The following is a 25,140-nucleotide window of genomic DNA, read 5'->3' as shown; positions in this document are numbered from 1 at the left end:
AATTTACTTCGGCGCGAGCGCCGACAAAGGGGTCAGTTTTCAACCGGCGTTGACACCTGCGGCATATAGCGGTACAGCAGGGTGTGGAGTTGCAGCGATACGCCCTCGCTGAAGGGCATGTGCGCGGCCGATTCGTGGATCAGCGCCAAGGCGTCACGGTAGCCCGCGATCTCCTGTTCGGAACGGCTCTTTGGCGTTGCATTGCGGATGACCAGAGACTTCAACCGCGAGGGTGAGACGACAACTCCTTCCAGCCGGTTGGATGACTCGGTGGACTCCACCACCGCGACCTGGCGCAGGCCCTTAAGGGCTTCGGGCGACTGCGCGGCGTAGAGTTGCTGCTTGCCCTGGTACTCGCCCAGTGTGCGCAACGTGGCGGCCTGGGTGCCATCGAAGCGAAGCGCGGCAAGGTACTCGGGTGTGAGCGAGTGCATGGAAATGTAAGCCCAGGCTGTGTAAACGGGGCAATCATAGCCATTAAATGGGGTACTGTCTCCAAAAATGCCTTATTAACGATGTTGACTACCCATTTTCTGAACATAGGACCGCTCGTGAGGGGCCAGCATGGCTGACTGGAGAGGAAGGGCGACATCAATCCTAAAAATGGGGCAATATCTAAAAATTACCCCATTATTCTATTGTTTACCCCATTTCCAGCGTCCAGCCTTGGGCAAAGGCAAATGGCAAGGGAACGGCCCTCAAAGGACCACGGCCCTATCCAGAAAGCAGAAAGGGAAAAGGCCTCCCCGTCCATTAGTTCTGCAACACCCGGCCAAATCGCCCCTATGCCGTGACGCTGCCCTCCGCCGCACCCAGATAGTCCGCCCAGTCCTGCAACAGCGTCCTTCTCTGATCCAACAGCAGCGCCTTGTTGTACGTCGCTCGCACCTTGTTGCTTTCCACGTGGGCAAGCTGCCGCTCAATCGCATCGGGCCGGTATCCGTTCTCATTGGCCCAGGTCGAAAAGGTCGTCCGCCAGCAATGCGGCGTCGTGCCCCGGCCCAGGTTCATGTCACGCATTGCGTAGGTGAGCCGATTGGGCGTAGTGAAGCCCTTGCCGCTCCGGTGTGGGAACAGATAGCAACGACCGCCCGTGATGCACTGCAAATCCTTCAGCACGGCAATGGCCTGTGCAGACAACGGGCTGACATGATCACGTCGCGCTTTCATCTTCGCCGCAAGCCGACGCCACAAGGCATCCTCAAAGTCGAACTCGTCCCATTCAGCATCCGCTGCTTCCCCAGGACGGCAGGCAGTCAGCGCAATCAATCGCATGCATAACGAGGTTTCCGGATAGCCCCGGTAGCCACGCAACTCCTGATAGAACTTCTGGATTTGCTCTCGCGTCATCGCCGCCTTGCTCTCGCTGAACGGCACGCGCAGCAGTCCGCGTAGACTGGGAATTGGATTTGCCTCGACCAGACCCCGCACCACCGCGAATTCGAAGATGGCCGAAAGATCGCCTTTGACATGGATGGCCGCCCACGCGCCGTGGGCCTTGCACTCCTCCAGCAGTGGGCGGATTTGCTTCACGCCAATGTCGCTCATCGGCATCCCGTCGAACTTCGGCGACAGGTACTTCCTAATGCGGGACTCTTTCGTCCGGTAGGAACTCTGTGCGAAGACTGGCTTGATCTCGGCAAGGTACGCTTTCGCCACCTTGGCGAACGAGCTTTCACGGGCACGCTTGCGTTCCTCCAGCGCCTCCAGATTGCGCTGCTTGACCTGCTGCCTTTCATGGGCAGGATGGATGCCTTGCTTGACCAAAGCTCGCGCCTTCTCGCGGGCCGCGCGCGCCTCCGCAAGGCTTATTTGAGGAAAGCCGCCAATGGCAAAGAGGTTCTCCTTGCCTTGCAGGCGGTACTTCCACCGCCAGAGTTTGCCGCCGGTGGGCTTGACCAGCAGGAACAAGCCCCCGCCGTCTGAAAGTTTCCAATCTCGATCAGTCGATTTGGCCGACCTGACCTTGAGGTCAGTGAGTAGATTCTCGGGCATCGTTGGACTCCACTGCGGGGAAAAGTACCCCCACGGTTGAACACGAGTACCCCCAACGCTACCCCCGAATTTTCTGGACCTCGATGAACAATAGGAACGCTCAGCAGACCGTATTGTTTCCACAACCCATTGATTTAAAACGGGTCAATCTATCCACCAAGCGCTGCTGAGCGCCACCGAGATCCAGCAAAAATCGTCAGACGTTGAACAGAAAGTTCATCACATCCCCATCCTTCACCACATACTCCTTCCCCTCCGCCCGCATCTTCCCCGCTTCCTTCGCCCCCTGCTCCCCCTTGTACGCGACGAAATCCTCATAGGAAATCGTCTGCGCCCGGATGAACCCGCGTTCGAAGTCGGTATGAATCACGCCGGCAGCCTGGGGCGCGGTAGCGCCGATGGGAATCGTCCAGGCCCGCACTTCCTTCACGCCGGCGGTGAAGTAGGTTTGCAGCCCCAGCAGCTTGAAAGCGGCGCGGATCAGGCGGTTGAGCCCGGGCTCTTCCATGCCCATGTCGGCCAGGAACACCGCGCGGTCTTCCTCTTCCATGTCGCCCAGCTCGGCTTCGATCGCCGCGCAGATCGCCACCACGGGCGCGTTCTGTTTGTCGGCATATTCGGTCAGCCGGTCGAGCAGCGGATTGTTGGTGAAACCATCGTCGCTGACATTGGCCACGTACATCGCCGGCTTGGCGGTGATGAAGCACAGCGGGCGGACGACGGCCATGTCTTCCGGCGACAGGCCGAGACTGCGCACCGGCTTGGCCTCGTTGAGCTGGGCCACGCATTTTTCCAGCACCGCCACCAGGCGCGCCGCTTCCTTGTCGCCGGCGCGCGCGGGCTTGACGTAGCGCTGCAGCGCCTTTTCGGCGGTTTGCAGGTCGGCCAGCGCCAGTTCGGTCTCGATCACCTCGATGTCGGAGATCGGGTCTACCTTGCCCGCCACGTGCACGATGTTCGGATCTTCGAAGCAGCGCACGACGTTGACGATGGCGTCGGTTTCGCGGATGTGGGCCAGGAACTGGTTGCCCAGCCCCTCGCCGGTGCTGGCGCCCGCCACCAGGCCGGCGATGTCGACGAATTCGACCGTGGCCGGCAGGATGCGCTCGGGCTTGACGATCTCGGCCAGCTTCTGCAGCCGCGCATCGGGCACCTCGACCACGCCGACGTTGGGCTCGATGGTGCAGAACGGGTAGTTTTCAGCCGCGATGCCGGCCTTGGTCAGCGCATTGAAAAGAGTGGACTTGCCGACGTTGGGCAGGCCCACGATGCCGCATTGGAGGGCCATGAGAGCTCGCGAGTTTCATGTGGAAACAGTGATTGTAGCGGCCCCGGTTCACTTCTTGTGGACCCAGACGGTCTGCGCGTTCATGAATTCGTGAACGCCCCAGCTGGACAGCTCCCGCCCATAGCCGCTGTGCTTGGTGCCGCCCATGGGCACGCGCGGGTCGGACGCGGCGATGCCGTTGATGAAGACGCCGCCGGTTTCGAGCCGCCGCGCCATTTCGCGCGCCTGCCCGACCCGCCGTGTCCAGAGCGCACCGGCCAATCCGAAATCGCTCCGATTGGCCAGCACTATCGCATCGTCGGCGTCGTCCGCCCGGACCAGGCAGGCCACCGGCCCGAAGATTTCCTGTTCGAACACGGTCATGCCGGGCCTGACGTCGGCCAGCACGGTGGCCTTGTAGTAATTGCCGGCGCCGCCCTCCCGCTCGCCGCCCAGCAACAGGCGGGCGCCTTCGCCAATGCCCTGCCGCACCTGGCGGTCGAGTTCGTCCCGCAGATCGTAGCGGGCCATCGGGCCGAGGTAGGTCGCTTCGTCCAGCGGGTTGCCGAGCCGCAGCCGTTCGACGGCCGCCACGAAACGGCGGCTGAATTCCTCGGCGACCGGCGCTTCGACGATGATCCGCTTGGCTGCGATGCAGACCTGGCCGGTGTTCTGGAAGCGGCTGATCGCCGCCGCCTCGGCGGCCCGGTCCAGGTCGGCGTCGGCCAGCACGATGAAGGGATCCGAGCCGCCCAGTTCGAGCACGCTCTTCTTGATTGCCGCCCCGGCCTGGGCGGCAATCGCCGCGCCGGCGCGCACGCTGCCGGTCACCGTCACGGCCGCGACGCGGCGATCGGCGATCACGCCCGAAACCTGCCGCGGCGTGATGTTGAGAATGGAGAACACGCCTTCGGGCAGGCCGGCCTCGGCCATGGCCGCGCGCATCAGATACGCGCAGCCCATGACGTTCGGCGCATGCTTGAGCACATAGCCGTTGCCGCCCAGCAGGACCGGAATCGCTCCGCGCAGTATCTGCCAGAACGGAAAATTCCATGGCAGCACGCCCAGCACCGGTCCGATCGGCAGATACGATACGTAGGCGTCCTTCCCCACCGGCGTCGCCGCATCCGCGAGGAATGCCGGGCCGTGCTCGGCGTACCACTCGCAGGCCGATGCGCATTTCTCGATTTCCGACCGCGACTGGGCGATCGGCTTGCCCATTTCCGCGGTCGCCAGCCGCGCTATCCGGTCCGCATCGCCGCGCAGGACTATGGCCAGCCGGCGCAGGAAAGCAGTACGTTCTTCGACCCGCGAACGCGACCATGCGCGGAACGCCCGGCTTGCGGTCTCCAGCATCGATTCGACGGCCTCGTCCGTATCGAATGGATATTCGGCCAGGATCTCGCCGTTGGCGGGATTCAAAGAAATCGCGGCGTTCGATGGATTCTCGGCATTCATTGCGCGCATCTCACAAGGTTTGACCATCGGCCGACCGATCGCGCACGATGCTTTCCACGGCACGATACGGAATCGTCGTGGCCATCGCGATGAAAGGGATGCCGCGCGCGAGCCATCCGCCGATCGCCGCCGCGTCGACCGCCATCGCGCCCAGCGGAACGCCTGCGTCGTGGGCGATGCCGGTGATGGCCTGGATCGCCTCCTGGACCGGCGCGGCGGAAACGTCGCCCGGATGACCCATCGCGATCGACAGATCCGACGGGCCGATGAAGATGATGTCCGCCAGCCTGCGCTCGACGATCTGCCGCGCATTGGCCAGCCCCTGTCTGGTCTCGATCTGCGCGGCCAGCATCACGTCGCGGTTGCCGATGTCGAGGAATTCGCGCAGCGGCAGGAATCCGTATGCGCCGGCGCGCACCGAGTTCGATACGCCCCGCCGGCCCACGGGCGGAAAGCGGACGGCATTGAACGCCGATTCAAGGCCTTCGACGGATTCCACGATGGGAACCACCACGCCGGCCGCGCCCATGTCGAGTACGCGCGATATCAGCGCGGGCTCGTGCAGCGGCACCCGGGCGAACGGCAGGCAGCCGGCCACGTCGCAGGCTCGGATCATCTGCTCGATGGTTTCCGAGTGCGCCGAGCCATGCTCGCTGTCGATGATGAGGAAATCGAGCCCCGAATACGCGATGGCCTCGGTGTAGGACGCATGCGCAATGGACACGAAGGCGCCCAGCACCAACTGCCGTGAGGCCATCCGGGCCTTGAGCCGGGCGATCCGCTTGCGCTTGGCTTCGATGATGTCGAGATTGGGGTTCATTCTGCCTTGATTCCCAGGCTCTTGATGAGCTTTCCGTAACGCGCCGAATCCGCTTTGATGATCGAAGAGAACTCTTCGGGGCTGCTGACCAGCGGGTCCAGCCCGGCCGCACCGAGCTTGGCTTTCACCTCGGGCAAGGCCAGCAGCTTTCTCATTTCATCGTTCCATTTGTCGACGATGGGCCGCGGCGTATTGGCGGGCATGAACAGGCCGAACCACTGCCTGATCTGGAAGTCGGGCAGGCCGGCCTCGGCGAAGGTCGGCACGTCGGGCAGCGCCGCCAGCCGGCGCGGACCGGTGACCGCGAGCGCTTTCAGTCGCCCGGTCTTGACGTATTGCAGGGCCTGCGACGGCGACTGGATGACCATCTGCACCTGGCCGCCCACCAGCGCCGTCAAGGCCGGCGATATGCCGGGGTAGGGGATGTGCGTGATCTGCGTGCCGGTCAACGATTTGAAAAGCTCCGCCGCCAGGTGCGGCGGGCCGCCCAGGCCGGTGGAGCCATAGTTCAGCACCGAAGGATGCTTCTTCGCGTAGTCGATGAGTTCCTTGACGCTGTTCGCCGGGACCTCGGGATTGACCACCAGCAGGTTCTCGGTGCTGGCCACCGTGGCGACCGGCTGGAAATCCTTCAAGGCGTCATAGGGCGTATGGAACAGGTATTGGCTGGTGACGTGGGCGTCGTTCTGCCACAGCAGCGTGTAGCCGTCGGCGGCGGCGCGGGCGACGATGTTCGAGCCGATGATCGTGTTGCCGCCCGGCCGGTCGTCGACGATCACGGCCTGCCCCCACGCCTTCTGGATCTGCTCCGCGATCACGCGCGCCGTCGTGCCGCTGCTGCCGCCTGCCGCATAGGGGCTGACGATGCGGATGGCGCGCTCCGGATAGGAACCGGCCTCGCCCGCCGCGGCGCCGGTGGCCGTGGCCGTGGCCGTGGCCGCCAGGAACGCGGCCAGGATCGCCGCGCGAACAATGCTTTTCATGGATGTCTCCTCTACGGACTGGATCCGGATTGCTACGCGAGCGTAGAAATCTTTTCTTTTTCAATGAGCCCGAAATCGATTTCGTAGCCGAGCCCGGGCTGGCTCGGCGCTTCCACATGCCCGTCCGGGCCGACCTCGATGTCCTGCACCAGGCCGTATTTCTGCGAGCGGTGGGGCAGCAATACTTCGAACCGGGTGGTATTGCGGATCGCCACGGCAAGATGCAGATTGGCGACGTTGTTGAGCGAGTTGTTGCCGTGGTGGATCTCGTAGTTCATCCGGAATGCCTCGGCAAGATGCGCGGTCTTGATGCAGGTCGTGATTCCTCCTTTGTTCGCCACGTCGCCGCGCAATGCATCGGTGGCCCGCGACGTCAGCCAGATCGGGTATGAATCGAGTCCGGCAAAGGGCTGCTCGGTGGCGACGATGGGAATATGCAATTTGCGGCGCAATTCCACGTAGTTCCCGATGTCCTGGTCGGATAGCGGATCCTCGTACCAGAGAAAGTCGAGGTCCTGCAGCCCCATGCCGATCCGCAGCGCCTCCGCATACTGGTGATGCCACAGGGCGTCGAACATCAGCGGATAGTCCGCGCCCACCGCTTCCCGCACCCGCCTGGCCACCGCCAGATCTTTGTCCGGCTTGCAGGGAGGGTGGATCTTGTACGCCGTCCAGCCCTCCTCCTTGAGGCGGCACGCCTCTTCCACGTACAGCGCGGGCTCGGTATACACGGGCGAGGTCGCATAGGCGGCAATCCGGTCGCGGTATGAGCCGAGCAGGCGATGGATGGGCTGGCCGGCGGCCTTTCCCGCGATGTCCCACAGCGCGACGTCGATCGCGCCGATCGCGCGCGTGGTCGTGACGCGCGCCTTGGCCCACAGCGCGTGATGGAGCCATTCGCGATCGAGCGGATTCTTGCCGAGCAGGATGGGCTTGAGGAAACTGATCAGCGACGGCCCGTCATTGGTGGCGGGGTTGTAGGCGGAGCCGAGGAAGGCGTGGCCGTCGATTCCCTCGTTGGTGGAAATCCTCAACAGGCCGAGCGCGCTTTCCCCGCTGAATCTTCCGGTATGCGGCCCCAGCACGGTTTCGGGAATGGCGGGCCATCGGAAGAGCTTCAAATCGACATCGACTATTTTCAACGTTCGTACCTTGTTGAATCCGGGATAATCAAGTCTATTGATTGCGGCCGGGCCGGCGGCTGTTTTTTCGGATGCGTCATAGGAACTTCTTATGGAAGGAGATCTGTCGAATCTTCAGGTGGCGTTGCAATCGCTTCGAAGAATGACGATGGCCGAAGTGCGGACACTGGTCGCGCTGGGCGCCAACCGCAGCATTTCGGCAGCGGCCGTGCTGGTCAATCTTTCGCAGCCGGCGATGAGCCAGCATCTGCGCGAACTCGAGGAAAAGCTCGGGGTCAGGCTGTTCGACCGCAGCCGCCGCGGCCTGCATCCCACCCAATACGGCAAGGTCCTGATCCGGTGCGCCCGCGCCATGAAGGCCAATATGGAGGTGGCCGCGCACGAGCTGGTCGCGCTGTCGAAGGCCGAATCGCCGCGGCTGCGGATAGGCTTCCAGACCACCGCTTCGGTGGCGTTGCTGGCGCCCGCCGTGGTCGAATTGGCAAAGCGGGCGCCGCAGTGCACGGCGCTATTGTTCGAGGAAAGCCGGGACGGGCTGATCGAACAACTGCGCGGCGGGCACCTGGATGTGTTCGTGGGGCGGTTGCCCGATGCGGCGGGCGTCGCCGGCCTGCGCTACCAGCTGCTCGCGCACGAGCCCGTGGTGGTCGTCTGCGCACGGGACCATCCCCTGACGGGCAAGCCGCGTCTGGTCCTCCAGGATCTGGCCAAGGAAAGCTGGGTTCTGCCAGGGCCGGGCACGGGCTTCTACCACCAGGTGGCGGATACCTTCCGCCTGAGCAATATGGCGGTGCCGCGACCGACGGTGGAGGCGCGATCGATGATCGCGATCACGGCCATCGTCTCGACCAGCCGGCTCGTCGGTTTCCTGCCCTCTTCCCTGTGCCAAACCTTCTCCGGCAGCGGCCTGGCCACGCTCCCCGTCGACTTCGAATGCCGGCTGGAATCGCTTGGCGCGCTGTACCGGGAAGAGGCCGACAATTCGCCCTATCTTCCCTATTTTCTGCGCGCGCTCCACGCAGTGGCGCAGCGGGACACCCCGCCGCTTGCCGGCCAGCGCCGCCGCGCGAGCGCCGGCAGCCTGCTGCCCGGCTAGCCCCGCACCTGCCGGATCATCCGCGCCAGCATCCGATGCGTGCCCTGGGTGCTCCAATCGAACCCTTCCAGCCTTTGCAGCAACAAGTCGACCATCGCCTGCGCCGACGGCAGCAATGACCTTCCCTTGACCGACACGATGCCGATCGTGCGCTTCATCACCGGCCCCACCAGCGGCACGAAGGCCAGCTCCTGTTCGGCGCTGGGAAACGCCAGCGCCGGCAGCGGCACGACGCCGACCCGGTTCTTCACCAGCGCCACCAGCGTGGGCAGGTTCGAAACGTAGACCCCCGGCCGCCCCAGCAGCGCCCCCACCGGCGAGTCGTCAAGAAAGCGCTGCATCATGCTGCCGATGATGCGTTCGCCGCCCAGCCTTTCCCAGCGCAGCGAACGGGCGCCCGCATGGCGATGGTCGATCCGGCACAGCAGCCCGTACTGGTCGCGCACCAGCGGCCGGAAGACCAGCCGCGGATCGGGCGACGGCGTGCTGGAGATGGCGAAGTCGACCTCGCCCTCGGCCACCAGCCGCTGGACGTTGACGGAATCGTCGGCCAGCACGCGGACCTCGACGCCGGGATGGCGGGCGTTGAACTCGGTCAGCAGCCACGGCAGCCATTCCTGCGCGATCGACGGCAGGATGGCCAGCGCCAGCCGGCCGCCCGACACGTCGGCCATGTTGAGCATCGACGCCAGCGAACGCTCCATATGCGCCACTGCCTCGCGGATCAGCGGCAGGCAGCGTTCGCCGAACGGGGTGAGCGTGGCGCGCGAGCCTTTCTCGAACAGCGGCGCGCCGAGCCGCTGTTCCAGCTGGTGGATCGCCTGCGACAGCGCGGGCTGCGAGCGGTAGGACTGGCGCGCCGCGACCTGGTAGCTCTTGGTTTCCACCACCAGCAGGAATTGCCGCAGCTGCGACAGGCGCATGTCGATGAGCGCGTTCGTGGAAGGCATGGCGGCCCTGATATCGGATTCAAAAAACTTATCGAACAATACAATAAAAAATTTATTTTGAATAAGAGGCCGATGCTACGATTTTTCCCCGTCCTAACCGCGGGGCCATTTCCCGATGACAACGCTTTCCAATGCCTGCGCCCTCGTCGGCGTCGCCCGCTCGATCGGGCTGAAGACGGATCCGGACAAGAAAACGCCGTTGCAGCTCGTGATCGAGGCCTGCGCCGAGCTGCTGCGCAGCACCGGCCTCGAACGCAGGCAGATCGGCGGACTGTTCACCGGCCGCATGCCGCGCTCGTACATGAGCCTGCAGTACAGCCAGAGCGTGCTCAATGAACTGAAGATCGCGCCGATGCTGAGCACCGAAGTCACTTCTCACGGCGGCGGCGCGCTGGGCACGATCGAACTGGCCGTGATGGCGCTGCAGGCCGGCGTCATCGATTACGCGCTGTGCGTGAGCGGCGAAGCCAGTCCGACCTGGATCGACATGATCGGCGGCAGCGCCAACTGGGAGGCCGACCTGCAGTTCGAGGCGCCCTATGGCCCGACCACGCCGGCGCTGTATGCGCAGTCCGCCAGCCGCTACATGCACGAATACGGCGTCACGCCCGGGCAGATGGCGCGGGTGGCGGTGGAAAACCGCCGCTGGGCGCTGCACCATCCGCATGCCGCGATGCGGCACAAGGGGCCGATCACCGTCGAGCAGGTGCTGGCCTCGCCGATGATCGCCTCGCCGCTGCGGATGCTGGATTGCGCCGCGTGGTTCCCCGGCGGCATCGGCAGCGCGGCGCTGGTGACGCGGGCCGACCTGGCGCGCGGTCTGTGCGACGAGCCCGTCTATATCGCCGGCTTCGGCCAGTGCAACACGCACGAGTGGGTGGGCGAGCGGATGGGAAGCACCGGCGTGGGGCCGTTCGCCGACGGCCCGAGCATGGTGCGCACCGGCGCCAAGGTGGCCGCCGACCAGGCCTACGCGATGGCCGGGCTGGCGCCGCGCGACATGGACATCGTCGAGACCTCCGTGCCGTTCACCTACGCCAACCTGATCATGCTGGAGGAACTCGGCTTCTGCGGCGAAGGCGAAGGCGGCCGTTTCGTGGAGGCCGGCGGCATCGATTTCGATGGCGGCCTGCCCTTCAACACCACCGGCGGCTATCTGTCGTTCGGCCAGTCCGGGCAGGGGCTGTATCTGCTCAAGGAAGTGGTCGACCAGATGCGCGGGCAGCCGGAAGGACATCCGGTGCCGGGCGTGCGGCACGGGCTGGTGCACGGCCACGGCGGCCCGCTCGGCTGCCACTCGGTGATGATCCTGTCCAAAGAGGCTTGATGAACCCACCCCTGCGCGCTTCGCGCGCCCCTCAAGGGGGGCACTGGCGGACCGGCAAAGCCGGATCCGCTGTGCCCTGGATCGGCGGCACCGGGTTCGTGCGTCGAGGGTCGTGTGAAGCGCTGTGGAGCATTGGAATGAATATCGAAGCAAGCGATGAAAACATGCGCGCGGCCGCCGACTGGTCGGCCGGCCGCCGGGTGACGGTGGGCGACATGTTCCTGGGGCTGTACCAGCCCTCGCCCGAGACCACCGAATACTGGCACGGCATCGAGCGGCGCGAGCTGCTGTTCAAGCACTGCCGGCAGTGCGGCGCGGCCCATCATCCGCGCCGCATGCTGTGCAGCCGCTGCAACTCGATGGACCTGGCCTGGCGCCCGGCCTCGGGGCAGGGCGAGGTCTATTCCTTCAGCGAGGTGCACCGCGCGCCCACGCCCGCCTTCCAGGCCGGCGCTCCTTATACGGTGGGCCTGGTCCACACCGCCGAAGGCGTGTACTTCTTCTGCCGCATCGTGGCCGAAGGCGGCGCCGCGATACGCATCGGCGCGTCCGCCAGGCTGGACTTCCGGCCGCTGGAGAACGGGCTCGTGCTGCCCGTGTTCGTGGTCGGAGGCCAGGCATGAACGCGCCCGCACGTCCGCCCGCGGGGCATGCGTCCGCGGCCGGGGGACCCGCCCCGCAGCGGCATGCCGACGGCCAGGCGACTCCCTCGAAAGGCCCGCTCGACGGCATCGTCGTGCTCGACATCACGCGCGCGCTGACCGGTCCGTTCTGCACCATGATCCTGGGCGACCTGGGCGCCGACGTGATCAAGGTCGAGATCCCCGGCCGCGGCGACGAGGCCCGCCACTGGGGCCCGCCCTTCATCGCCGGCAGCGGCCCCAACTACCTGGGCTACAACCGCAACAAGCGCAGCGTGGCGATCGACCTGCACACCGCCGAGGGCCAGGCCGCGATCCGCGCGCTGGCCGCGCAGGTGGACGTGGTGGTGGAGAACTTCCGCCCCGGCACGATGCGCCGCTTCGGCCTGGGCGACGACGTGCTCAAGGCCTCCAACCCCGACCTGATCTACTGCGCCATCAGCGGCTACGGCCCCACCGGCCCGCTGGCCAACTGGCCGGCGATGGACCTGATGATCCAGGCGGTCAGCGGCATCATGTCGCTCACGGGCGAGCCCGAGGGCCGGCCGCACAAGGCCGCGGCGCCGATCACCGATCTGTTCGCCGGCTTCGCGGCGGCGCTGTCGGTGCTGGCCGCGATCCACGAGCGCGGCCGTTCCGGCCAGGGCCGTTCGATCGACATCAGCATGCTCGATTGCGCGCTGATGATCCTCGGCCAGTCCGTCACGGCCTGGGGCATGAACGGCCGCAACCCGCCGCGCTCCGGCAACGCCCATCCGCTGATGGCGCCGTACCAGAGCTTCAGGACCCGGACCCGCGAGTTCGTGTGCGCCATCACCACCGACAAGCGCTGGAACCTGCTGTGCACGCTGCCGGAATTCGCCGCCTTCCGCGGCCGCCCCGAGCTGGCGACCCAGGCGCTGCGCAACGCCAACGCCAAGGCCCTGTGCGCCGAACTGCAGGAGGTGTTCGAAACCAACACCGCCGAATACTGGCTGGACCACATGTTCCGCCTGCAGCTGCCGGCCGCCCCGGTCAACACCGTGGCCGACATCGCCGCCCACGAGCACGTGGCGCGCAGCCAGGCGCTGCTCGACATCGAATACCCGGCCGGATCCGGCAATACGCTGAAGACCCCCGGCGTGCCGTGGCGCGACGTGGCCGCGCCCGGCCCGGTGGCCTCGCCGCCCACCCTGGGCCAGCACACGCGGGAAGTGTTCGAAGCCTACGGCATCCCGCTGCCGGACCCCGCCACCGAGAACGCCCGATAAACAAACCGCGCAGCCCCAGGAGACAGGCAATGAAAATGATGAAGTGGATGCAATACGCGCTGGCCGCCGCGATCGCGGCCGGCCCAGCCGCGCCGTCCCACGCCGAGGACTACCCTTCGCGCCCGATCAGGATCGTTTCGCCGTTCGCGCCCGGCGGCTTCAACGACGTGCTGGCGCGCATGATCGGCCAGAAGATGGCCGCCGACTTCGGCCAGCCGGTGGTGGTGGACAACCGGCCCGGCGCCAACATGATCATCGGCAGCGAACTGGTGGCCAAGGCCGACCCGGACGGCTACACGCTGCTGATGGCGGCCGTGCCGCACGTCATCAATCCCAGCCTGTACAAGCTGCCCTACGACTCGGAAAAGGATTTCACCCCGACCGCGCTGATCACCCTGGTACCCAACGTGCTGGTCGTCCACCCTTCTCTGCCCGTGCATTCGGTGCAGGAGCTGATCGCCTACGGCAAGGCCCATCCCGACAAGCTGAGCTTCGGCTCGGTCGGCACCGGCAGCTCCTATCACATGGCCGGCGAGCTGTTCAAGAACATGACCGGCATCGAGATGCTGCACGTGCCGTACAAGGGCTCGGCGCCGGCCATGAACGACCTGCTGGCGGGCCGCTTCAACGTGTTCTTCGCCAACCTGGTGTCGGTTCTGCCGCACATCCGCTCGGGCAAGCTGCGCGCGCTGGGGGTGACCAGCCCGAAGCGCGCCGCCATCATGCCGGAGCTGCCCACGGTGGCCGAGGCCGGCGTGCCGGGCTTCAGCGCCAGCTCGTGGTACGGGCTGATGGGCCCGGCCAACATGCCGCCCGAGGTCGTCGCCAAGATCAACGCCGAGGTCGGCAAGATCGTGTCGTCGCCCGAAATGCGGCAGTGGCTGACCAAGGACGGCGCCGAACCGCTGACCGCCTCGCCGCAGGAGTTCGCGCAGCTGGTGCATGACGACATCGCGCGCTGGGGCAAGGTCGTGCGCGAGCGCGGCATCAAGGCGGATCAATGAGCGCGCGTCATTCCGCGCGCAAGATATCGCGCAGCAGTGGAAGGACGGACCGATGAGCACGCCCGCGCCCCGGGAAACCGCCGCCGGACCCGAGCTGCGCTACCGCCGCCGGCTGGCCGAAGGCGTGTTCGAGATCCAGCGCTGCGGCGATTGCGGCCGCCACGTGTTCTACCCGCGCGTCGGCTGCAGCCATTGCGGCAGCGCCGCGCTGGCGTGGGTCCGCCCCTCGGGCCGCGGCACGGTGTATTCGACCACCGTGGTGCGCGCCCGACCGGAAGAGGGCGGCCCCTACAACGTGGCGATCGTCGAACTGGCCGAAGGCCCGCGCCTGATGTCGCGGGTGGAAGGCATCGCGCCGGCCGAGGTGCGCATCGGCCTGCCGGTGCGGGCCGCCGTGCGCGGCAGCGGCGGCGACGCGCTGCTGGTGTTCCTGCCCGACACGTCCGCGGCCGGCATTGCCGCGCCCGATGGGTCATCCACAGAGGCCGCCCATGACTGATTCCCTGCGCGGCGCGGCCGCCATCGTCGGCGTCGCCACCGCCGGCCTGGGCGAGGCGCCCGGCCGCTCCTCGCTCGAACTGCTGGGCGAGGCGGCGCGGCTGGCGCTGGCCGACGCCGGCCTCGGCATCCGCGACGTCGACGGCCTGTTCGCCAATACCGCCGTGCATTCGCATCCGGCGCTGTCGGTGGGCGAGTACCTGGGCGTGCGGCCCGCGTTCTCGGAAAGCTCCAGCATCGGCGGCGCCTCGTTCGTGGGCTACGCGCTGACGGCCGCGATGGCGCTGCAGGCCGGCCTGTGCAAGGTGGCGCTGATCTGCTACGGCAGCAACCAGCGCACCGAAAGCGGCAGGCTGCGCGCCAAGTCGGGCTCGCAGGACTACGAAACGCCGTACCGCCCGCGCCATCCCATCAGCAGCTTCGCGCTGGCCACCGCGCGCCATATGCATCAATACGGCACCACGCGCGAGCAGCTGGCCGAAGTGGCGGTGGCGGCGCGCCGCTGGGCCGGGCTCAACCCGGAAGCCTTCATGCGCGAGCCGCTGTCCATCGGCGACGTGCTGGGCGCGCGCATGGTCAGCGATCCCATCACCGTGCGCGATTGCTGCCTGGTGACCGACGGCGCCGGCGCGGTGGTGATGACGCGGGCCGACCGCGCGCGCGACCTGCGGCGCCGGCCGGCCTACCTGCTGGGCGCCGGCATGGCGCACTGGCACATGCAGGTGGACCAGATGGCCGACATGACGGTCACCGCGGCCAGCGAATCGGGGCCGCGCGCCTTCGCGATGGCGGGGTTGTCCCCCAGCGACGTGGACGTGGCGCAGATATACGATGCGTTTACGATCAACATCGTCCTGGCGCTGGAAGACCTGGGTTTCTGCGCCAAGGGGGAAGGGGGCGCCTTCGTGCAGGACGGCCGCATCGCGCCCGGCGGCGCCTTGCCGGTCAACACCAATGGCGGCGGGCTGTCGTGCTGCCATCCCGGCATGTACGGCATCTTCACGTTGATCGAGGCGACGCGCCAGTTGCGCGGCGAGGCCGGCGCGCGGCAGGTGGAGGGCGCGCGGGTCGCGCTGTGCCATGGCAATGGCGGCCGCCTGGCCAGCCAGGTCACGGCGCTAATCGGAACGGAGAGATGAACCTACCGGTATGAAACCTAGCATCGATCTACCCAAACACCCGCTCGCTCCGCTGGAAGTGCTGCGCAGCTATCCGCCGCACGAACAGACGCTGCACGCGCTGTTCGCCAGCCGGCTGGCGCGCGATCCGGCGCGCCCATTCATCCTGTTCGGCGACACGACGCTGTCGTGGCAGGACTTCGACGATGCCGTGGTGCGGCTGGCGCACGCGCTGCGGGCGCGCGGCGTGAAGCAGGGCGACCGCATCGCGGTCATCTCCACCAATCATCCGGCCCACGTGCTGCTGCTGTTCGCGCTGGCCCGGATCCGCGCCATCATGGTGCCGGCCGATCCCAAGTTCGGCGTGACCGAAGCCAGGTACGTGTTCTCGCACGCGGGCGTCAGCGGCGTGTTCTGCTCGGCCGACACCCACGCCGTGGCCGCCGCGGCCTGCGAGGGCATGGCGCCGGCGCCGTGGTTCTGCGCGGTCGACGGCGGCGTCGACGGCCTGCCCGAGCTCGACGCCGAGATCGCAGCGGCGCCACTGGCGCCGCTGGCCGACGACGCCAGCCCGGACGACACCTGCCTGGTCGTGTATTCCTCGGGCACCACCGGCTTCCCCAAGGGCGTGATGCACAGCCAGCGCACCGTGGTGCTGTGCGGCGAGCGCCAGATCGCGCGGGTGCACCTGCAGCCGGACGACCGCTGCATGTGCGTGCTGCCGATGTTCCACGTCAACGCGCTGCTGTATTCGGTGGCCGGCGCCGCGGCCGCCGGTTGCTGCCTGGTCATCATGCCGCGCTTCAGCGCCTCGCAGTTCTGGCGTTCGGTGGTCGATACCGGCACCACCCAGGTCAACCTGCTGATGGCCATGACCACCATCCTGACCCGGCGCCCGCGCAGCGAGTTCGTGCCCGGCCACAAGCTGCGCTGCGTCAGCGGCTCGCCCTTCACGCGCGAGACGATGGACGCCTTCCTGCACGAATTCGGCGTCGCCCGCGTGATCGAAGGCTTCGGCATGACCGAGATCCCCGGCGCCTTCAGCAATCCCTACGACGGCCCGCACCGGCTGGCGTCGATGGGCGTGCCCGGCAAGCATCCCGATCCCGACATGCCGTGGACCCAGGCGCGGGTGCTGGACGACGAGGGCCGCCCGGTGCCCGACGGCGTGACGGGCGAGCTGGCGGTGAAGATTCCCACCATCATGCAGGGCTACCTGAACGACCCGGCGCAGACGGCGGCCGCCTTCCGCGACGGCTGGTTCCTGAGCGGCGACCTGGTCTACCGCGACCCGGACGATTTCTTCTTCTTCGTCGCGCGCAAGAAAGACATCATCCGCCGGCGCGGCGAGAACATCGCCGGCGCCGAGCTGGACCGCGTGATCGGCGAGCATCCGCAGGTGGCGGAGGTGGCCGCGATCCCGGTGCCGTCGGAACTGGGCGAAGAAGAGATCATGGCGGTCGTGGTGCGCAAGCCGGGCGCCGACCTGCCGGCGACCGCCATCCGCGATTGGTGCGCCGCGCGGCTGGCCGCGTACAAGGTGCCGCGCTTCGTCGTCTTCGTCGACGAGCTGCCGCACACGCCCACGCACAAGGTCGCGAAGTTCGCGCTCCGGAGCGACGCCAGCCTGCGCCAGCGCGCGGTGGACGTTTCGGCCGCCGGTTGACGCGTCGCGCGGCCAGGCCCGGCCGCGCCGGCAGCCGGGCGCAGCGGCCGGGCCGTGCCTCCAAGGCACGGGCCGGCCCCTTCCCCTGCGTCTACGCGAACTCGTCGCCGCGCAGGTCCGCCAGGAAGCGGTCGCGCCAGCGGTCGAGGTCGTTCTCGCGCAGCCGCCGCATCATCTGCTGGTGCCGCTCCTTGCGTTCCTCGACCGGCATGATGAGCGCCCGGCCCAGCGCCTGCGCCATGCCGTCGGTATCGTAGGGGTTGACCAGCAGCGCGCCGTCGCCCAGCTCGCGCGCGGCGCCGGCGAATTCCGACAGCACCAGCACGCCGGGATCGTCGGCCGGCTGCGCCGCCACGTATTCCTTGGCCACCAGGTTCATGCCGTCGCGCAGCGGCGTCACGTAGCCGATCTGCGAGGCGCGGAACAGCGACATCAGCATCAGCCGGTCGTAGTTCTTGTTGATGTAGCGGATCGGCGTCCAGGTCAGGTCGGTCCAGCGGCCGTTGATGCGGCCGGCGGCGCTTTCCAGCTGGCGGCGGATGTTGCGGTACATCTCGACGTCGCTGCGCGACGGCGGCGCGATCTGGATGAAGCTGACCTTGCCGCGATGGGCCGGCGCCATCTCGAGCAGGCGCTCGAAGGCCTGGAAGCGCTCGACCAGCCCCTTGCTGTAGTCCAGGCGGTCCACGCTCATGATCAGCCGCCGCTGGTGCAGCCCCTGCTTGAGGTTCAGGATCTGGCGCGAATTGCTGTGGGTCTGCGACTGCTCCTGGATCTCGTCGGGCAGCACGCCGATCGGGTAGGTGCCGACGCGCACACGCCGGCGCCCCACGGCCAGCACGCCGGGCGCCTGCGGCACCGCGCCCAGCTGGCGGCGCGCGTAGTCGGAGAACGCGGTGCAATCGTCATCGGTCTGGAAGCCGAGCAGGTCGTAGGCGCACATGGCCTCGGTCAGCTCGCGGTGCGGCGGCACGGTGCGCAGCACGGGCTCGACCGGAAAGGGGATGTGCAGGAAGAAGCCGATGCGGTTGGCGATGCCGGCCTCGCGGCACATGCGGGCGAACGGCAGCAGGTGGTAGTCGTGCACCCACAGCAGGTCGTCCGGCCGCAGGATGGGCTTGAGCTTCTCGACCAGCCAGGCGTTCACGCGCAGGTAGCCGGCGTATTCCTTGCGGTCGTAGCGGCTCAGGTCGGTGCGGTAGTGGAAGGTCGGCCACAGCGTGCCGTTGGAAAAGCCGCGGTAGTACTGGTCGTAGTCGCGGCGCGACAGGCCGATGGTGGCGTAGCCGACGCTGTCCTGCTGGTATAGCGTGGGGGTTTCGGGCGGCGCATCGACAATCTCGCCGCTCCAGCCGAACCAGATGCCGCCGCTCTGCTTGAGCGCGCCATGCACGCCCACGGCCAGCCCACCGGCGCTCGGCTGGTCTTCCGCCACCGGCGCGACCCGATTCGATACGACGACCAGGCGGCTCATTGGACACCTCGCGCGCCGTCGCGCGCCAGTCTTTCATGCCGGCGGGCCGGCTTTCCTTCAAGGTTTCGGGTCAATGTTGCGACACCTCGTTCTGTGAATGATTGCGGTACGCAGGCCGGCTCATGCCAGCGAGGCCAGCCATCGGGCCAGCGCGGCGGGATCGGGCAGGCGGCGGCGGGCCGAACTGGGGCCGGGGCCGATCTTGACCGACAGGCCGCCGCGTTCGTTGACGGCGGCGAAGCCGGCTTCGTCCGTCAGGTCGTCTCCCGCGAATACCGGCACGCGGCCTTCGAAGGGGGCCAGGCCCAGGAAGCGTTCGATCGCGTGCGCCTTGCTGGCCGCGCGTGGCTTGATTTCGAAAACCATTTTGCCGGGCTGCAGCACGAAGCCATCCCGCCTTTGTATCAGCTTTTCCATCGCGGCGCGCACCAGTTCGCCGCAATGCGGCGCATGCCGGTAGTGCAGCGCCAGGGCGATACCCTTTTGTTCCAGCATCAGGCCGGAGTGGCGGCTCAGCAGCGGAGCCAGTTGCTGCGCCATGTCGGCCACCTCGTCGGCATCGACGGCGAGGCGGCCGGTGGCGCCGTCCGGGTCGCGCCAATGCGCGCCGTGCAGCGCGGCAGCGGGCAGCCGCAACGGCGCCACGAGCTGATCGATTTCTTCCAGCGGCCGGCCCGATACGATGGCCACCGCGCCGTCGGCAGCCTTGACCAGCCGTTGTAGGATTTGCAAGGTGGACGCCGGGATGCCGGCCTCTTGCGGCGTCGTCGCGATCGGCGCCAGCGTGCCGTCGACGTCCAGGAAAAAGGCATGATCGCGCACGGCCAGCGATGACGGCGCCATGTCTGTGGAGCTTGGCAGGGGCGGGTGCTGCGGTTGTTCGTGTTCCATCGGTCCTCTGGCGCCGGATAGCGCCGGTCGGTATGGGAGAGCCCGCGGGTCCGGCGCGTGGCACGCTGGCCGGGATGCAAGGGCCGTGCCAGTTTACTGCCGTCCGCGCGGCGGCGCGCCGCCGCGCGCCCGGGAAAGCCTCAGATCAGCGGCACGGCGCAGCCGTCCATCGGCACGATGGCGCCGGTCACGTAGCTCGCCTGTTCGGAGGCGAGGAAGAGCGCCACGCTGGCCACCTCTTCCGGCTTCGCCAGCCGGCCCATCGGAATGGCCGCCACTTCCTGCGCCTGCTGTTCTTCGATGCTGCGGCCGTGGGCCTGGGCCATGACCTGCAGGCCGGCCTGCACGCGCCCGGTTTCCGTCAGGCCCGGATTGATGCCGTTGATGCGCAGGCCCCTGGGCGCATAGACGCGCGCGTAGCCCGCGGTGGCCAGCATCAGCGCGGCATTGGCCGCGCCGCCGGCGATGTGGGTGGCCGTCGGGCTCTTGCCGCCCATGCCGATGACATTGACGATGGCGCCGCGGCCGCGCCCGGCCATGCGCTTGGCGACCGGATCCATGGTGTGCACATAGGGGAAATACTTGGCGTCCATGCCCTGCCGGAACGCCTCGTGGCCGAGCTCCTCGGGCGTGTGGCGCCGCGCGGCGCCGGCCGAGTTGACCAGCACGTCGATGGCCCCCACTTCGTTCTCGATGCGTTCGACCAGCGCGACCGCGCCCGGACCGTCGGCCAGGTCGGCGGCATAGGTGTGCATGTCGAGGCCGTCGGCCCGCAAGCGGGCCTGCGCGTCGGCCAGGTTCGCGGGGCTGCGCGACACGCCCACCACGCGCGCCCCGGCGCGCGCGAAGGCCTGCGCGCAGGCCAGGCCGATGCCCTTGCTGGCGCCGGTGATCAGGACGATGGAAGAGGCGAAGGAAAGGCTCATGGCGTTCGTTTTCCTGGGGTGGACGAAGGCCGGCGCCAAGTGGCCGGGACGCCGCCGATTATCCGCCGCGCGGCGGCCGCGTGCCAGGCGCAAGGTCCTGCCGGCGATGCGGTCCGCAACGGTGCGCGGCGCCGCCCGCGGAAGGCCGCCCCGCACCTTCAGGCGTCGAGCCCGTACTGCTGCACGAGCCACAGCAGCGCCATCGGCCCGGCGTTGAACAGCGCATGCAAGGCCACCGAAGCGCCGATGCCGGTGCGCACCCGCAGCCAGCCCAGCACCAGCCCCGTTCCCCATTGCGGCAGCACCAATAGCGGCAGCAGCCAGGCGTCGGCCCCGCCCAGCCGGAAATTGCCCAGGTGCAGCACCGCGAACAACAGCGTGACCGCATGGAAGACCACGGGGAATGCCCGCCGGTAGCGGCGCAGCCACGCGCGGGACCAGCCATAGCGCAGCCGCGCCAGCATGGCCAGCACGCAGGCGGCCGCGGCGGCCAGCAGCAAGCCGCCCGCCAGCGTTTCCACCGCCAGCAGGCCGATCAGCAGCAGCGGCACCAGCCACACGGCTTGCGCCGGCCGCCGCAGCCCGAAACGCAGCAGCATTTCTTCGATCAGCGGCGCCCACAGCACCACCCGCGGCCACGGCAGCGACAGCTCCAGCAAGCGGTTTTCGGAACCCGTGAGCGTGGCCACGCCGGCCGACAAGGGACCCAGCAGCGCCAGGTTAATGAACCACAGCACCGCCAGCCAGCGCAGCAGCCGGCCGGGCACCAGCCCCGCCACGCACTCGGCCCGCACCCCGCTCATCGGCGCGCGCGGCAGCCGGCGAACGAAATCGGGCCGCCTTACGAAGCGAAGGAAATCGCCCAGCTCAGCTTTCCACAATGCTACGCATCTCCCCAACGCATGAATCTACACCTCCCTATTCAGGATGCGGCGGATCCGGCTTCGCCGGTCCGCGCGCATCGCCCCCTTGAGGGGGTGCGGCCACCGGCCGCGCGGGGGTGGCCCTCTTCGGGGTGCGGCCACCGGCCGCGCGGGGTGGGCTCACTTTTCGCTGTGCAGGCGCTGCATCGCGTCGTCGAACTCGCCTTCGAGCAGCAGCGGCAGCACGGCGCGCGAGCGATTCAGCGCATCGTCGATGCGCGGCTGATCCTCACGCCGCGGCGGATGCAGCACGAAATCGATCACCGGCTGCGCCAGCCCGAGCGAGCGCGGATGGCCGATGCCCAGCCGCAGCCGCCAGAACATGGGCGAGCCGAGCGCCGACTGGATGTCTTTCAGGCCATTGTGGCCGGCATGGCTGCCGCCCTGCTTGATCTTGGCCTGGCCCGGCAGCAGGTCGAGCTCGTCGTGCGCGACCAGGATCTGTTCGACCGGAATCTTGTAGAAGCGCGCCACCGCGGCCACCGACATGCCGGAACGGTTCATGAAGGTGGCGGGCTTGAGCAGGTGCACCGTCTCGCCCTTGAAGCGCGCCTTGGCGGCTAGCCCGAAGAACGCCTTCTCGGTGGCGAACGAGGCGTGCAGATCGTCGGCCACGTGATCGACCAGCCAGAAGCCGGCGTTGTGGCGGGTGGTTTCGTATTCCGGGCCGGGATTGCCCAGGCCGACGATCAGGCGGATGGGGTCTGGCATGGCGCTGTTCTCGAAATGAAAAACCCCGGCGTGCAGGCACGGCCGGGGCTGGAACGATCGGCGGTCGGCGACCGATGCCGATTATTTTTGCTCTTCGGAGTTGGATTCCTCGGAAGCGGCGGCGGCCGACACCGGCGCCGTCACGACCACGGTGTCGCCGTTGCCGGTGAAGGTCACGCCCTTGGGCGCCTTCAGGTCGGACAGGTGCACCGACTGGCCGGCCACCAGCTCGGCCAGGTCGACTTCGATGAATTGCGGCAGGTCGGCCGGCAGGCAGCTGACGTCGACTTCGGTGACGACGTGGCTGACCACGGCGCCGCCCAGCTTGACGGCCGGCGAATTCTCGGCGTTCACGAAGTGCAGCGGCACCTTGGTGTGCAGGGCCTGGTTGGCGGCCACGCGCTGGAAGTCGACGTGCAGCACCTGCTGCTTGTACGGGTGCCATTGCACGGCGCGCAGGAGCACGGAAGCGCCCTTGCCGTCGAGCTGCATGTCGAGCACGGAGGAGTGGAACTCTTCCTTGCGCAGCGCGTGGAAGATTTCGTTGTGGTCGAGCTCGATGCTCAGCGGCTCGGCGTTGCCGCCGTAGACGATGGCGGGAACCCGGCCCGCGCGGCGCAGGCGGCGGCTCGCACCCGTTCCCTGGACGCTACGCGTAGTGGCGGTGAATTGCATGGTTTTCTCCAAGTCCCGGCGGGCACCATGCCTGCCGGCGATTTCCCGCGAGCGCCGCGACCAGCGCCTGCGGTCCGCCCGTCCGGCACCGCCATCGGCGCCGGACGGGCAAAACTCATTCGATACTCATTCGACGAACAGCGAGCTGACCGAATCCGCGCGCGAAATGCGCAGCATGGTTTCGCCGATCAGCGCGGCGCACGACAGGTGGCGGATGCGGCCGCTGGCCTTGGCCTCTTCGCTGGCCGGGATGGTGTCGGTCACCACCAATTCATCAAGGTCGGACTCGGCGATGCGGCCGACCGCGCCGCCCGACAGCACCGCGTGGGTGCAATACGCATACACCGCCACCGCGCCGCGCTGCTTGAGCACCTGCGCGGCCTTCACCAGCGTGCCGGCCGTGTCCACCATGTCGTCCATGATGATGCAGGTGCGGCCTTCGACGTCGCCGATGATGTTCATCACTTCCGACACGTTGGCCTTCGGCCGCCGCTTGTCGATGATGGCCAGGTCGGCCTCGAGCCGCTTGGCCAGCGCCCGGGCGCGCACCACGCCGCCGACGTCGGGCGACACCACCATCAGGTTGGCCAGGTTGCGCTTCCAGATGTCGCCCAGCAGGATCGGCGCGGCGTAGATGTTGTCGACCGGGATGTCGAAGAAACCCTGGATCTGGTCGGCGTGCAGGTCCATCGTCAGCACGCGGTCGACGCCCACCACCTGCAGCATGTTGGCCACCACCTTGGCCGAGATCGCGACCCGCGCCGAGCGCGGCCGGCGGTCCTGGCGGGCGTAGCCGAAGTACGGCATGGCGGCGGTGATGCGGCCGGCCGATGCGCGGCGCAGCGCGTCGACCATCACCATGATTTCCATCAGGTTGTCGTTGGTGGGCGCACAGGTGGGCTGCAGCACGAAAACGTCCTTGCCGCGGACGTTCTCGTTGATTTCCACCATCACTTCGCCGTCGGAAAAGCGGCCGACGGTCATCTTGCCCAGTGGTATGCCGAGATGGCTGGCGACGTCGGCCGCCAGACGGGGATTGGCCGTCCCCGTGAAAATCATGAAGCTTTCTTGCGCCATGACGCATCGCCCGTGGCTGGTGGCTCTGGGAGCCGGTACAAAACGACAAAGCTGTTGAGCCCCGCACCGCAGTCAGGGGTCAACAGCTTTCGGTGAGAATGGTGGCTGGGGAAGAAGGATTCGAACCTTCGCATGCCGGAATCAAAATCCGGTGCCTTAACCAGCTTGGCGATTCCCCAACTTTCGCCCCGCCGCGGAAAACCGCAACGGGACTGCAAACCTTCCGCGACGCCCCCGGCTGTGTCGGGAACCCCGCTGGCAAACTCGCGGGCCGGGCTGCGCTACCCGGCCACCCAGTCCTGCAGCGGATGCGCTTCCAGCCCGGCGCATGTGCGCAATAGCTTCAGCTGCAGCCCGCCGGGCCCGACACGCATTTTAGCGGCGATTCGATCATGCGCCCAATCGGCCTGCTGCCGGCTGTGGCACTCGACGAACAGGCACGCCCCCGACCCGGACATCCGCACCGCCGGCGCATCGGCCCCGGCATTGGCAAGCGCCTGCGACATCAGCCGGTGCGCCTGGCCCACTTGCGGATACCTGGCAAACGCCACGGCTTCCAGATCGTTCCTGCCGAAAAAGCCATGCGCGCCGGCAGGAAAGTCCGTTATTTTGACGCGCGGCGTGTTCCTTGTCAATTCAGGCGCGCCGAAGACCTCCGCGGTCGGCACGCTGGCGTCGGGCTGCGCCACCACGTACCAGCGGGGCGGCAGCGCCAGCGGCGCCAATTCCTCGCCCACGCCCTCGGCGAAGGCATTGCGGCCGAACACGAACACCGGCACGTCGGCCCCCAGCCGCAGCGCCAGCGCCATCAGCGCGCCGCGGTCCAGACCGGTGCCCCACAACCGGTTCAGCGCGATCAGCACGGTGGCCGCGTCGCTGGAGCCGCCGCCCAGACCGCCGCCCATCGGGATGCGCTTTTCCACGTCGATCTCGACGCCGCGGCCGCAGCCGGTCGCCTCCTGCAGCAGCCGCGCGGCGCGCACCGTCAGGTCCTGCTCGGCCGGCACGCCGTCCGGCCCCGAGCCGCGCAGCACGCGGCCGTCGGCGCGTTCGCGCAGGTGCAGGGTGTCCTGCAGATCGATGAAGCGGAACGCGGTCTGCAGCAGATGGTAGCCGTCGGCCCGGCGGCCCACGACATGCAGGAACAGGTTCAGCTTGGCGGGCGACGGCAGGTCGCGCAGAACTTGCATGGCAGTTCTCATGGCGCCCCGCGCCGCATGGCCCCGATGCCGCCGATCCAGGGCACGG

General features: G+C 67.6%; 23 protein-coding genes, 1 tRNA gene and 1 pseudogene. 8 read left to right on the top strand and 17 right to left on the bottom strand.

Annotation, left to right across the window (positions count from 1 at the left end; genetic code table 11):
* Positions 1 to 56 precede the first annotated feature (56 nt).
* The 7 genes and pseudogenes from ABD927_RS18950 to ABD927_RS18920 all read right to left on the bottom strand — a co-directional run.
* Positions 57 to 434 (bottom strand): annotated as a pseudogene (locus ABD927_RS18950) (Fic family protein); the annotation flags it as partial.
* A gap of 349 nt (positions 435 to 783) precedes the next feature.
* Positions 784 to 1,995, bottom strand: coding sequence for a tyrosine-type recombinase/integrase (locus tag ABD927_RS18945; RefSeq protein WP_345251408.1), 1,212 nt, complete (start codon positions 1,993 to 1,995; stop codon positions 784 to 786).
* A gap of 196 nt (positions 1,996 to 2,191) precedes the next feature.
* Complete coding sequence (ychF, locus tag ABD927_RS18940; protein ID WP_345251407.1) at positions 2,192 to 3,283, bottom strand: redox-regulated ATPase YchF; 1,092 nt, start codon at positions 3,281 to 3,283, stop codon at positions 2,192 to 2,194.
* Positions 3,284 to 3,331: 48 nt separating this feature from the next.
* Positions 3,332 to 4,720, bottom strand: a complete 1,389-nt coding sequence (locus tag ABD927_RS18935; RefSeq protein WP_345251406.1) for an NAD-dependent succinate-semialdehyde dehydrogenase — start codon at positions 4,718 to 4,720, stop codon at positions 3,332 to 3,334.
* Between the two features lie 10 nt (positions 4,721 to 4,730).
* Complete coding sequence (locus ABD927_RS18930; protein ID WP_345251405.1) at positions 4,731 to 5,540, bottom strand: HpcH/HpaI aldolase family protein; 810 nt, start codon at positions 5,538 to 5,540, stop codon at positions 4,731 to 4,733.
* Positions 5,537 to 6,523: a Bug family tripartite tricarboxylate transporter substrate binding protein gene (locus tag ABD927_RS18925; protein ID WP_345251404.1), complete on the bottom strand. Its 987-nt coding sequence runs from the start codon at positions 6,521 to 6,523 to the stop codon at positions 5,537 to 5,539. The genes ABD927_RS18930 and ABD927_RS18925 overlap by 4 nt, the downstream gene beginning before the upstream one ends.
* 32 nt (positions 6,524 to 6,555) lie before the next feature.
* Positions 6,556 to 7,665 (bottom strand): enolase C-terminal domain-like protein, encoded by a 1,110-nt coding sequence (locus tag ABD927_RS18920; protein ID WP_345251403.1) that lies wholly within the window; start codon positions 7,663 to 7,665, stop codon positions 6,556 to 6,558.
* Between the two features lie 148 nt (positions 7,666 to 7,813).
* Between ABD927_RS18920 and ABD927_RS18915 the strand changes: the two genes are divergently transcribed.
* Positions 7,814 to 8,761, top strand: a complete 948-nt coding sequence (locus ABD927_RS18915) for a LysR family transcriptional regulator (RefSeq protein ID WP_345251402.1) — start codon at positions 7,814 to 7,816, stop codon at positions 8,759 to 8,761.
* Here the strand turns inward: ABD927_RS18915 and ABD927_RS18910 are convergent.
* The gene (locus tag ABD927_RS18910; RefSeq protein ID WP_345251401.1) at positions 8,758 to 9,711 is read right to left on the bottom strand and encodes a LysR family transcriptional regulator; all 954 of its coding nucleotides are present in this window, start codon (positions 9,709 to 9,711) and stop codon (positions 8,758 to 8,760) included. The genes ABD927_RS18915 and ABD927_RS18910 overlap by 4 nt on opposite strands.
* Before the next feature lie 115 nt (positions 9,712 to 9,826).
* Here ABD927_RS18910 and ABD927_RS18905 point away from each other — a divergent pair, with 115 nt between their 5' ends.
* From ABD927_RS18905 to ABD927_RS18875, 7 genes are all read left to right on the top strand, one after another.
* Entirely contained in the window at positions 9,827 to 11,038 is a 1,212-nt protein-coding gene (locus ABD927_RS18905) for a thiolase family protein (RefSeq protein WP_345251400.1), read from the top strand.
* Between the two features lie 137 nt (positions 11,039 to 11,175).
* Positions 11,176 to 11,661, top strand: a complete 486-nt coding sequence (locus ABD927_RS18900; RefSeq protein ID WP_345251399.1) for a Zn-ribbon domain-containing OB-fold protein — start codon at positions 11,176 to 11,178, stop codon at positions 11,659 to 11,661.
* Positions 11,658 to 12,929 (top strand): CaiB/BaiF CoA transferase family protein, encoded by a 1,272-nt coding sequence (locus ABD927_RS18895; protein WP_345251398.1) that lies wholly within the window; start codon positions 11,658 to 11,660, stop codon positions 12,927 to 12,929. Before ABD927_RS18900 ends, ABD927_RS18895 begins: the two co-directional genes overlap by 4 nt.
* A gap of 29 nt (positions 12,930 to 12,958) precedes the next feature.
* The gene (locus ABD927_RS18890) at positions 12,959 to 13,933 is read left to right on the top strand and encodes a tripartite tricarboxylate transporter substrate binding protein (protein WP_345251397.1); all 975 of its coding nucleotides are present in this window, start codon (positions 12,959 to 12,961) and stop codon (positions 13,931 to 13,933) included.
* A 52-nt stretch (positions 13,934 to 13,985) separates the two neighbouring features.
* On the top strand, positions 13,986 to 14,432 hold the full coding sequence (locus tag ABD927_RS18885) for a Zn-ribbon domain-containing OB-fold protein (RefSeq protein WP_345251396.1): 447 nt from the start codon (positions 13,986 to 13,988) through the stop codon (positions 14,430 to 14,432).
* A complete protein-coding gene (locus ABD927_RS18880; RefSeq protein ID WP_345251395.1) occupies positions 14,425 to 15,570 on the top strand; it encodes a thiolase in 1,146 nt (381 codons plus the stop codon). The genes ABD927_RS18885 and ABD927_RS18880 overlap by 8 nt, the downstream gene beginning before the upstream one ends.
* Positions 15,571 to 15,580: 10 nt before the next feature.
* Positions 15,581 to 17,215: a class I adenylate-forming enzyme family protein gene (locus ABD927_RS18875; protein WP_345251394.1), complete on the top strand. Its 1,635-nt coding sequence runs from the start codon at positions 15,581 to 15,583 to the stop codon at positions 17,213 to 17,215.
* A gap of 91 nt (positions 17,216 to 17,306) precedes the next feature.
* Here the strand turns inward: ABD927_RS18875 and otsA are convergent, their stop codons facing one another.
* The 9 genes from otsA to ispE form a co-directional block, all read right to left on the bottom strand.
* Positions 17,307 to 18,689 carry an alpha,alpha-trehalose-phosphate synthase (UDP-forming) gene (gene otsA, locus ABD927_RS18870; protein WP_345251393.1) on the bottom strand — a complete coding sequence of 461 codons (1,383 nt, stop codon included), beginning with the start codon at positions 18,687 to 18,689 and terminating at the stop codon, positions 17,307 to 17,309.
* A gap of 120 nt (positions 18,690 to 18,809) precedes the next feature.
* The gene (gene otsB / locus ABD927_RS18865; protein WP_345251392.1) at positions 18,810 to 19,532 is read right to left on the bottom strand and encodes a trehalose-phosphatase; all 723 of its coding nucleotides are present in this window, start codon (positions 19,530 to 19,532) and stop codon (positions 18,810 to 18,812) included.
* A gap of 188 nt (positions 19,533 to 19,720) precedes the next feature.
* The gene (locus ABD927_RS18860; RefSeq protein WP_345251391.1) at positions 19,721 to 20,506 is read right to left on the bottom strand and encodes an SDR family oxidoreductase; all 786 of its coding nucleotides are present in this window, start codon (positions 20,504 to 20,506) and stop codon (positions 19,721 to 19,723) included.
* 158 nt (positions 20,507 to 20,664) lie between these two features.
* The gene (locus ABD927_RS18855) at positions 20,665 to 21,387 is read right to left on the bottom strand and encodes a type II CAAX prenyl endopeptidase Rce1 family protein (RefSeq protein ID WP_345251390.1); all 723 of its coding nucleotides are present in this window, start codon (positions 21,385 to 21,387) and stop codon (positions 20,665 to 20,667) included.
* 162 nt (positions 21,388 to 21,549) lie between these two features.
* The gene (gene pth, locus ABD927_RS18850; RefSeq protein WP_345251389.1) at positions 21,550 to 22,140 is read right to left on the bottom strand and encodes an aminoacyl-tRNA hydrolase; all 591 of its coding nucleotides are present in this window, start codon (positions 22,138 to 22,140) and stop codon (positions 21,550 to 21,552) included.
* Positions 22,141 to 22,221: 81 nt separating this feature from the next.
* Positions 22,222 to 22,815 (bottom strand): 50S ribosomal protein L25/general stress protein Ctc, encoded by a 594-nt coding sequence (locus ABD927_RS18845; RefSeq protein ID WP_345251388.1) that lies wholly within the window; start codon positions 22,813 to 22,815, stop codon positions 22,222 to 22,224.
* 126 nt (positions 22,816 to 22,941) lie between these two features.
* A complete protein-coding gene (locus ABD927_RS18840; protein ID WP_345251387.1) occupies positions 22,942 to 23,892 on the bottom strand; it encodes a ribose-phosphate pyrophosphokinase in 951 nt (316 codons plus the stop codon).
* A gap of 102 nt (positions 23,893 to 23,994) precedes the next feature.
* Positions 23,995 to 24,071: transfer RNA gene (locus ABD927_RS18835), tRNA-Gln, on the bottom strand.
* 102 nt (positions 24,072 to 24,173) lie between these two features.
* Entirely contained in the window at positions 24,174 to 25,094 is a 921-nt protein-coding gene (ispE, locus tag ABD927_RS18830; RefSeq protein WP_345251386.1) for a 4-(cytidine 5'-diphospho)-2-C-methyl-D-erythritol kinase, read from the bottom strand.
* Between the last annotated feature and the right edge of the window lie 46 nt (positions 25,095 to 25,140).

This window comes from Pigmentiphaga soli, assembly GCF_039541095.1.
Lineage (GTDB): Bacteria > Pseudomonadota > Gammaproteobacteria > Burkholderiales > Burkholderiaceae_B > Pigmentiphaga > Pigmentiphaga soli.
Note: the sequence above shows the minus strand (reverse complement) of the source record. Positions and strands in the feature narration are given on the sequence as shown.

Excerpts from the sequence above, each read along its gene's own strand:
- ABD927_RS18880 (WP_345251395.1), top strand. The coding sequence starts at position 14,425 with ATGACTGATTCCCTGCGCGGCGCGGCCGCCATCGTCGGCGTCGCCACC.
- ychF (WP_345251407.1), bottom strand. The coding sequence starts at position 3,283 with ATGGCCCTCCAATGCGGCATCGTGGGCCTGCCCAACGTCGGCAAGTCC.
- otsA (WP_345251393.1), bottom strand. The coding sequence starts at position 18,689 with ATGAGCCGCCTGGTCGTCGTATCGAATCGGGTCGCGCCGGTGGCGGAA.
- ispE (WP_345251386.1), bottom strand. The coding sequence starts at position 25,094 with ATGAGAACTGCCATGCAAGTTCTGCGCGACCTGCCGTCGCCCGCCAAG.
- ABD927_RS18925 (WP_345251404.1), bottom strand. The coding sequence starts at position 6,523 with ATGAAAAGCATTGTTCGCGCGGCGATCCTGGCCGCGTTCCTGGCGGCC.
- ABD927_RS18840 (WP_345251387.1), bottom strand. The coding sequence starts at position 23,892 with ATGGCGCAAGAAAGCTTCATGATTTTCACGGGGACGGCCAATCCCCGT.
- ABD927_RS18860 (WP_345251391.1), bottom strand. The coding sequence starts at position 20,506 with ATGAGCCTTTCCTTCGCCTCTTCCATCGTCCTGATCACCGGCGCCAGC.
- ABD927_RS18845 (WP_345251388.1), bottom strand. The coding sequence starts at position 22,815 with ATGCAATTCACCGCCACTACGCGTAGCGTCCAGGGAACGGGTGCGAGC.
- ABD927_RS18890 (WP_345251397.1), top strand. The coding sequence starts at position 12,959 with ATGAAAATGATGAAGTGGATGCAATACGCGCTGGCCGCCGCGATCGCG.
- otsB (WP_345251392.1), bottom strand. The coding sequence starts at position 19,532 with ATGGCGCCGTCATCGCTGGCCGTGCGCGATCATGCCTTTTTCCTGGAC.
- ABD927_RS18895 (WP_345251398.1), top strand. The coding sequence starts at position 11,658 with ATGAACGCGCCCGCACGTCCGCCCGCGGGGCATGCGTCCGCGGCCGGG.
- ABD927_RS18900 (WP_345251399.1), top strand. The coding sequence starts at position 11,176 with ATGAATATCGAAGCAAGCGATGAAAACATGCGCGCGGCCGCCGACTGG.
- ABD927_RS18945 (WP_345251408.1), bottom strand. The coding sequence starts at position 1,995 with ATGCCCGAGAATCTACTCACTGACCTCAAGGTCAGGTCGGCCAAATCG.
- ABD927_RS18885 (WP_345251396.1), top strand. The coding sequence starts at position 13,986 with ATGAGCACGCCCGCGCCCCGGGAAACCGCCGCCGGACCCGAGCTGCGC.
- ABD927_RS18930 (WP_345251405.1), bottom strand. The coding sequence starts at position 5,540 with ATGAACCCCAATCTCGACATCATCGAAGCCAAGCGCAAGCGGATCGCC.
- ABD927_RS18910 (WP_345251401.1), bottom strand. The coding sequence starts at position 9,711 with ATGCCTTCCACGAACGCGCTCATCGACATGCGCCTGTCGCAGCTGCGG.
- pth (WP_345251389.1), bottom strand. The coding sequence starts at position 22,140 with ATGCCAGACCCCATCCGCCTGATCGTCGGCCTGGGCAATCCCGGCCCG.
- ABD927_RS18915 (WP_345251402.1), top strand. The coding sequence starts at position 7,814 with ATGGCCGAAGTGCGGACACTGGTCGCGCTGGGCGCCAACCGCAGCATT.
- ABD927_RS18905 (WP_345251400.1), top strand. The coding sequence starts at position 9,827 with ATGACAACGCTTTCCAATGCCTGCGCCCTCGTCGGCGTCGCCCGCTCG.
- ABD927_RS18875 (WP_345251394.1), top strand. The coding sequence starts at position 15,581 with ATGAAACCTAGCATCGATCTACCCAAACACCCGCTCGCTCCGCTGGAA.
- ABD927_RS18935 (WP_345251406.1), bottom strand. The coding sequence starts at position 4,720 with ATGAATGCCGAGAATCCATCGAACGCCGCGATTTCTTTGAATCCCGCC.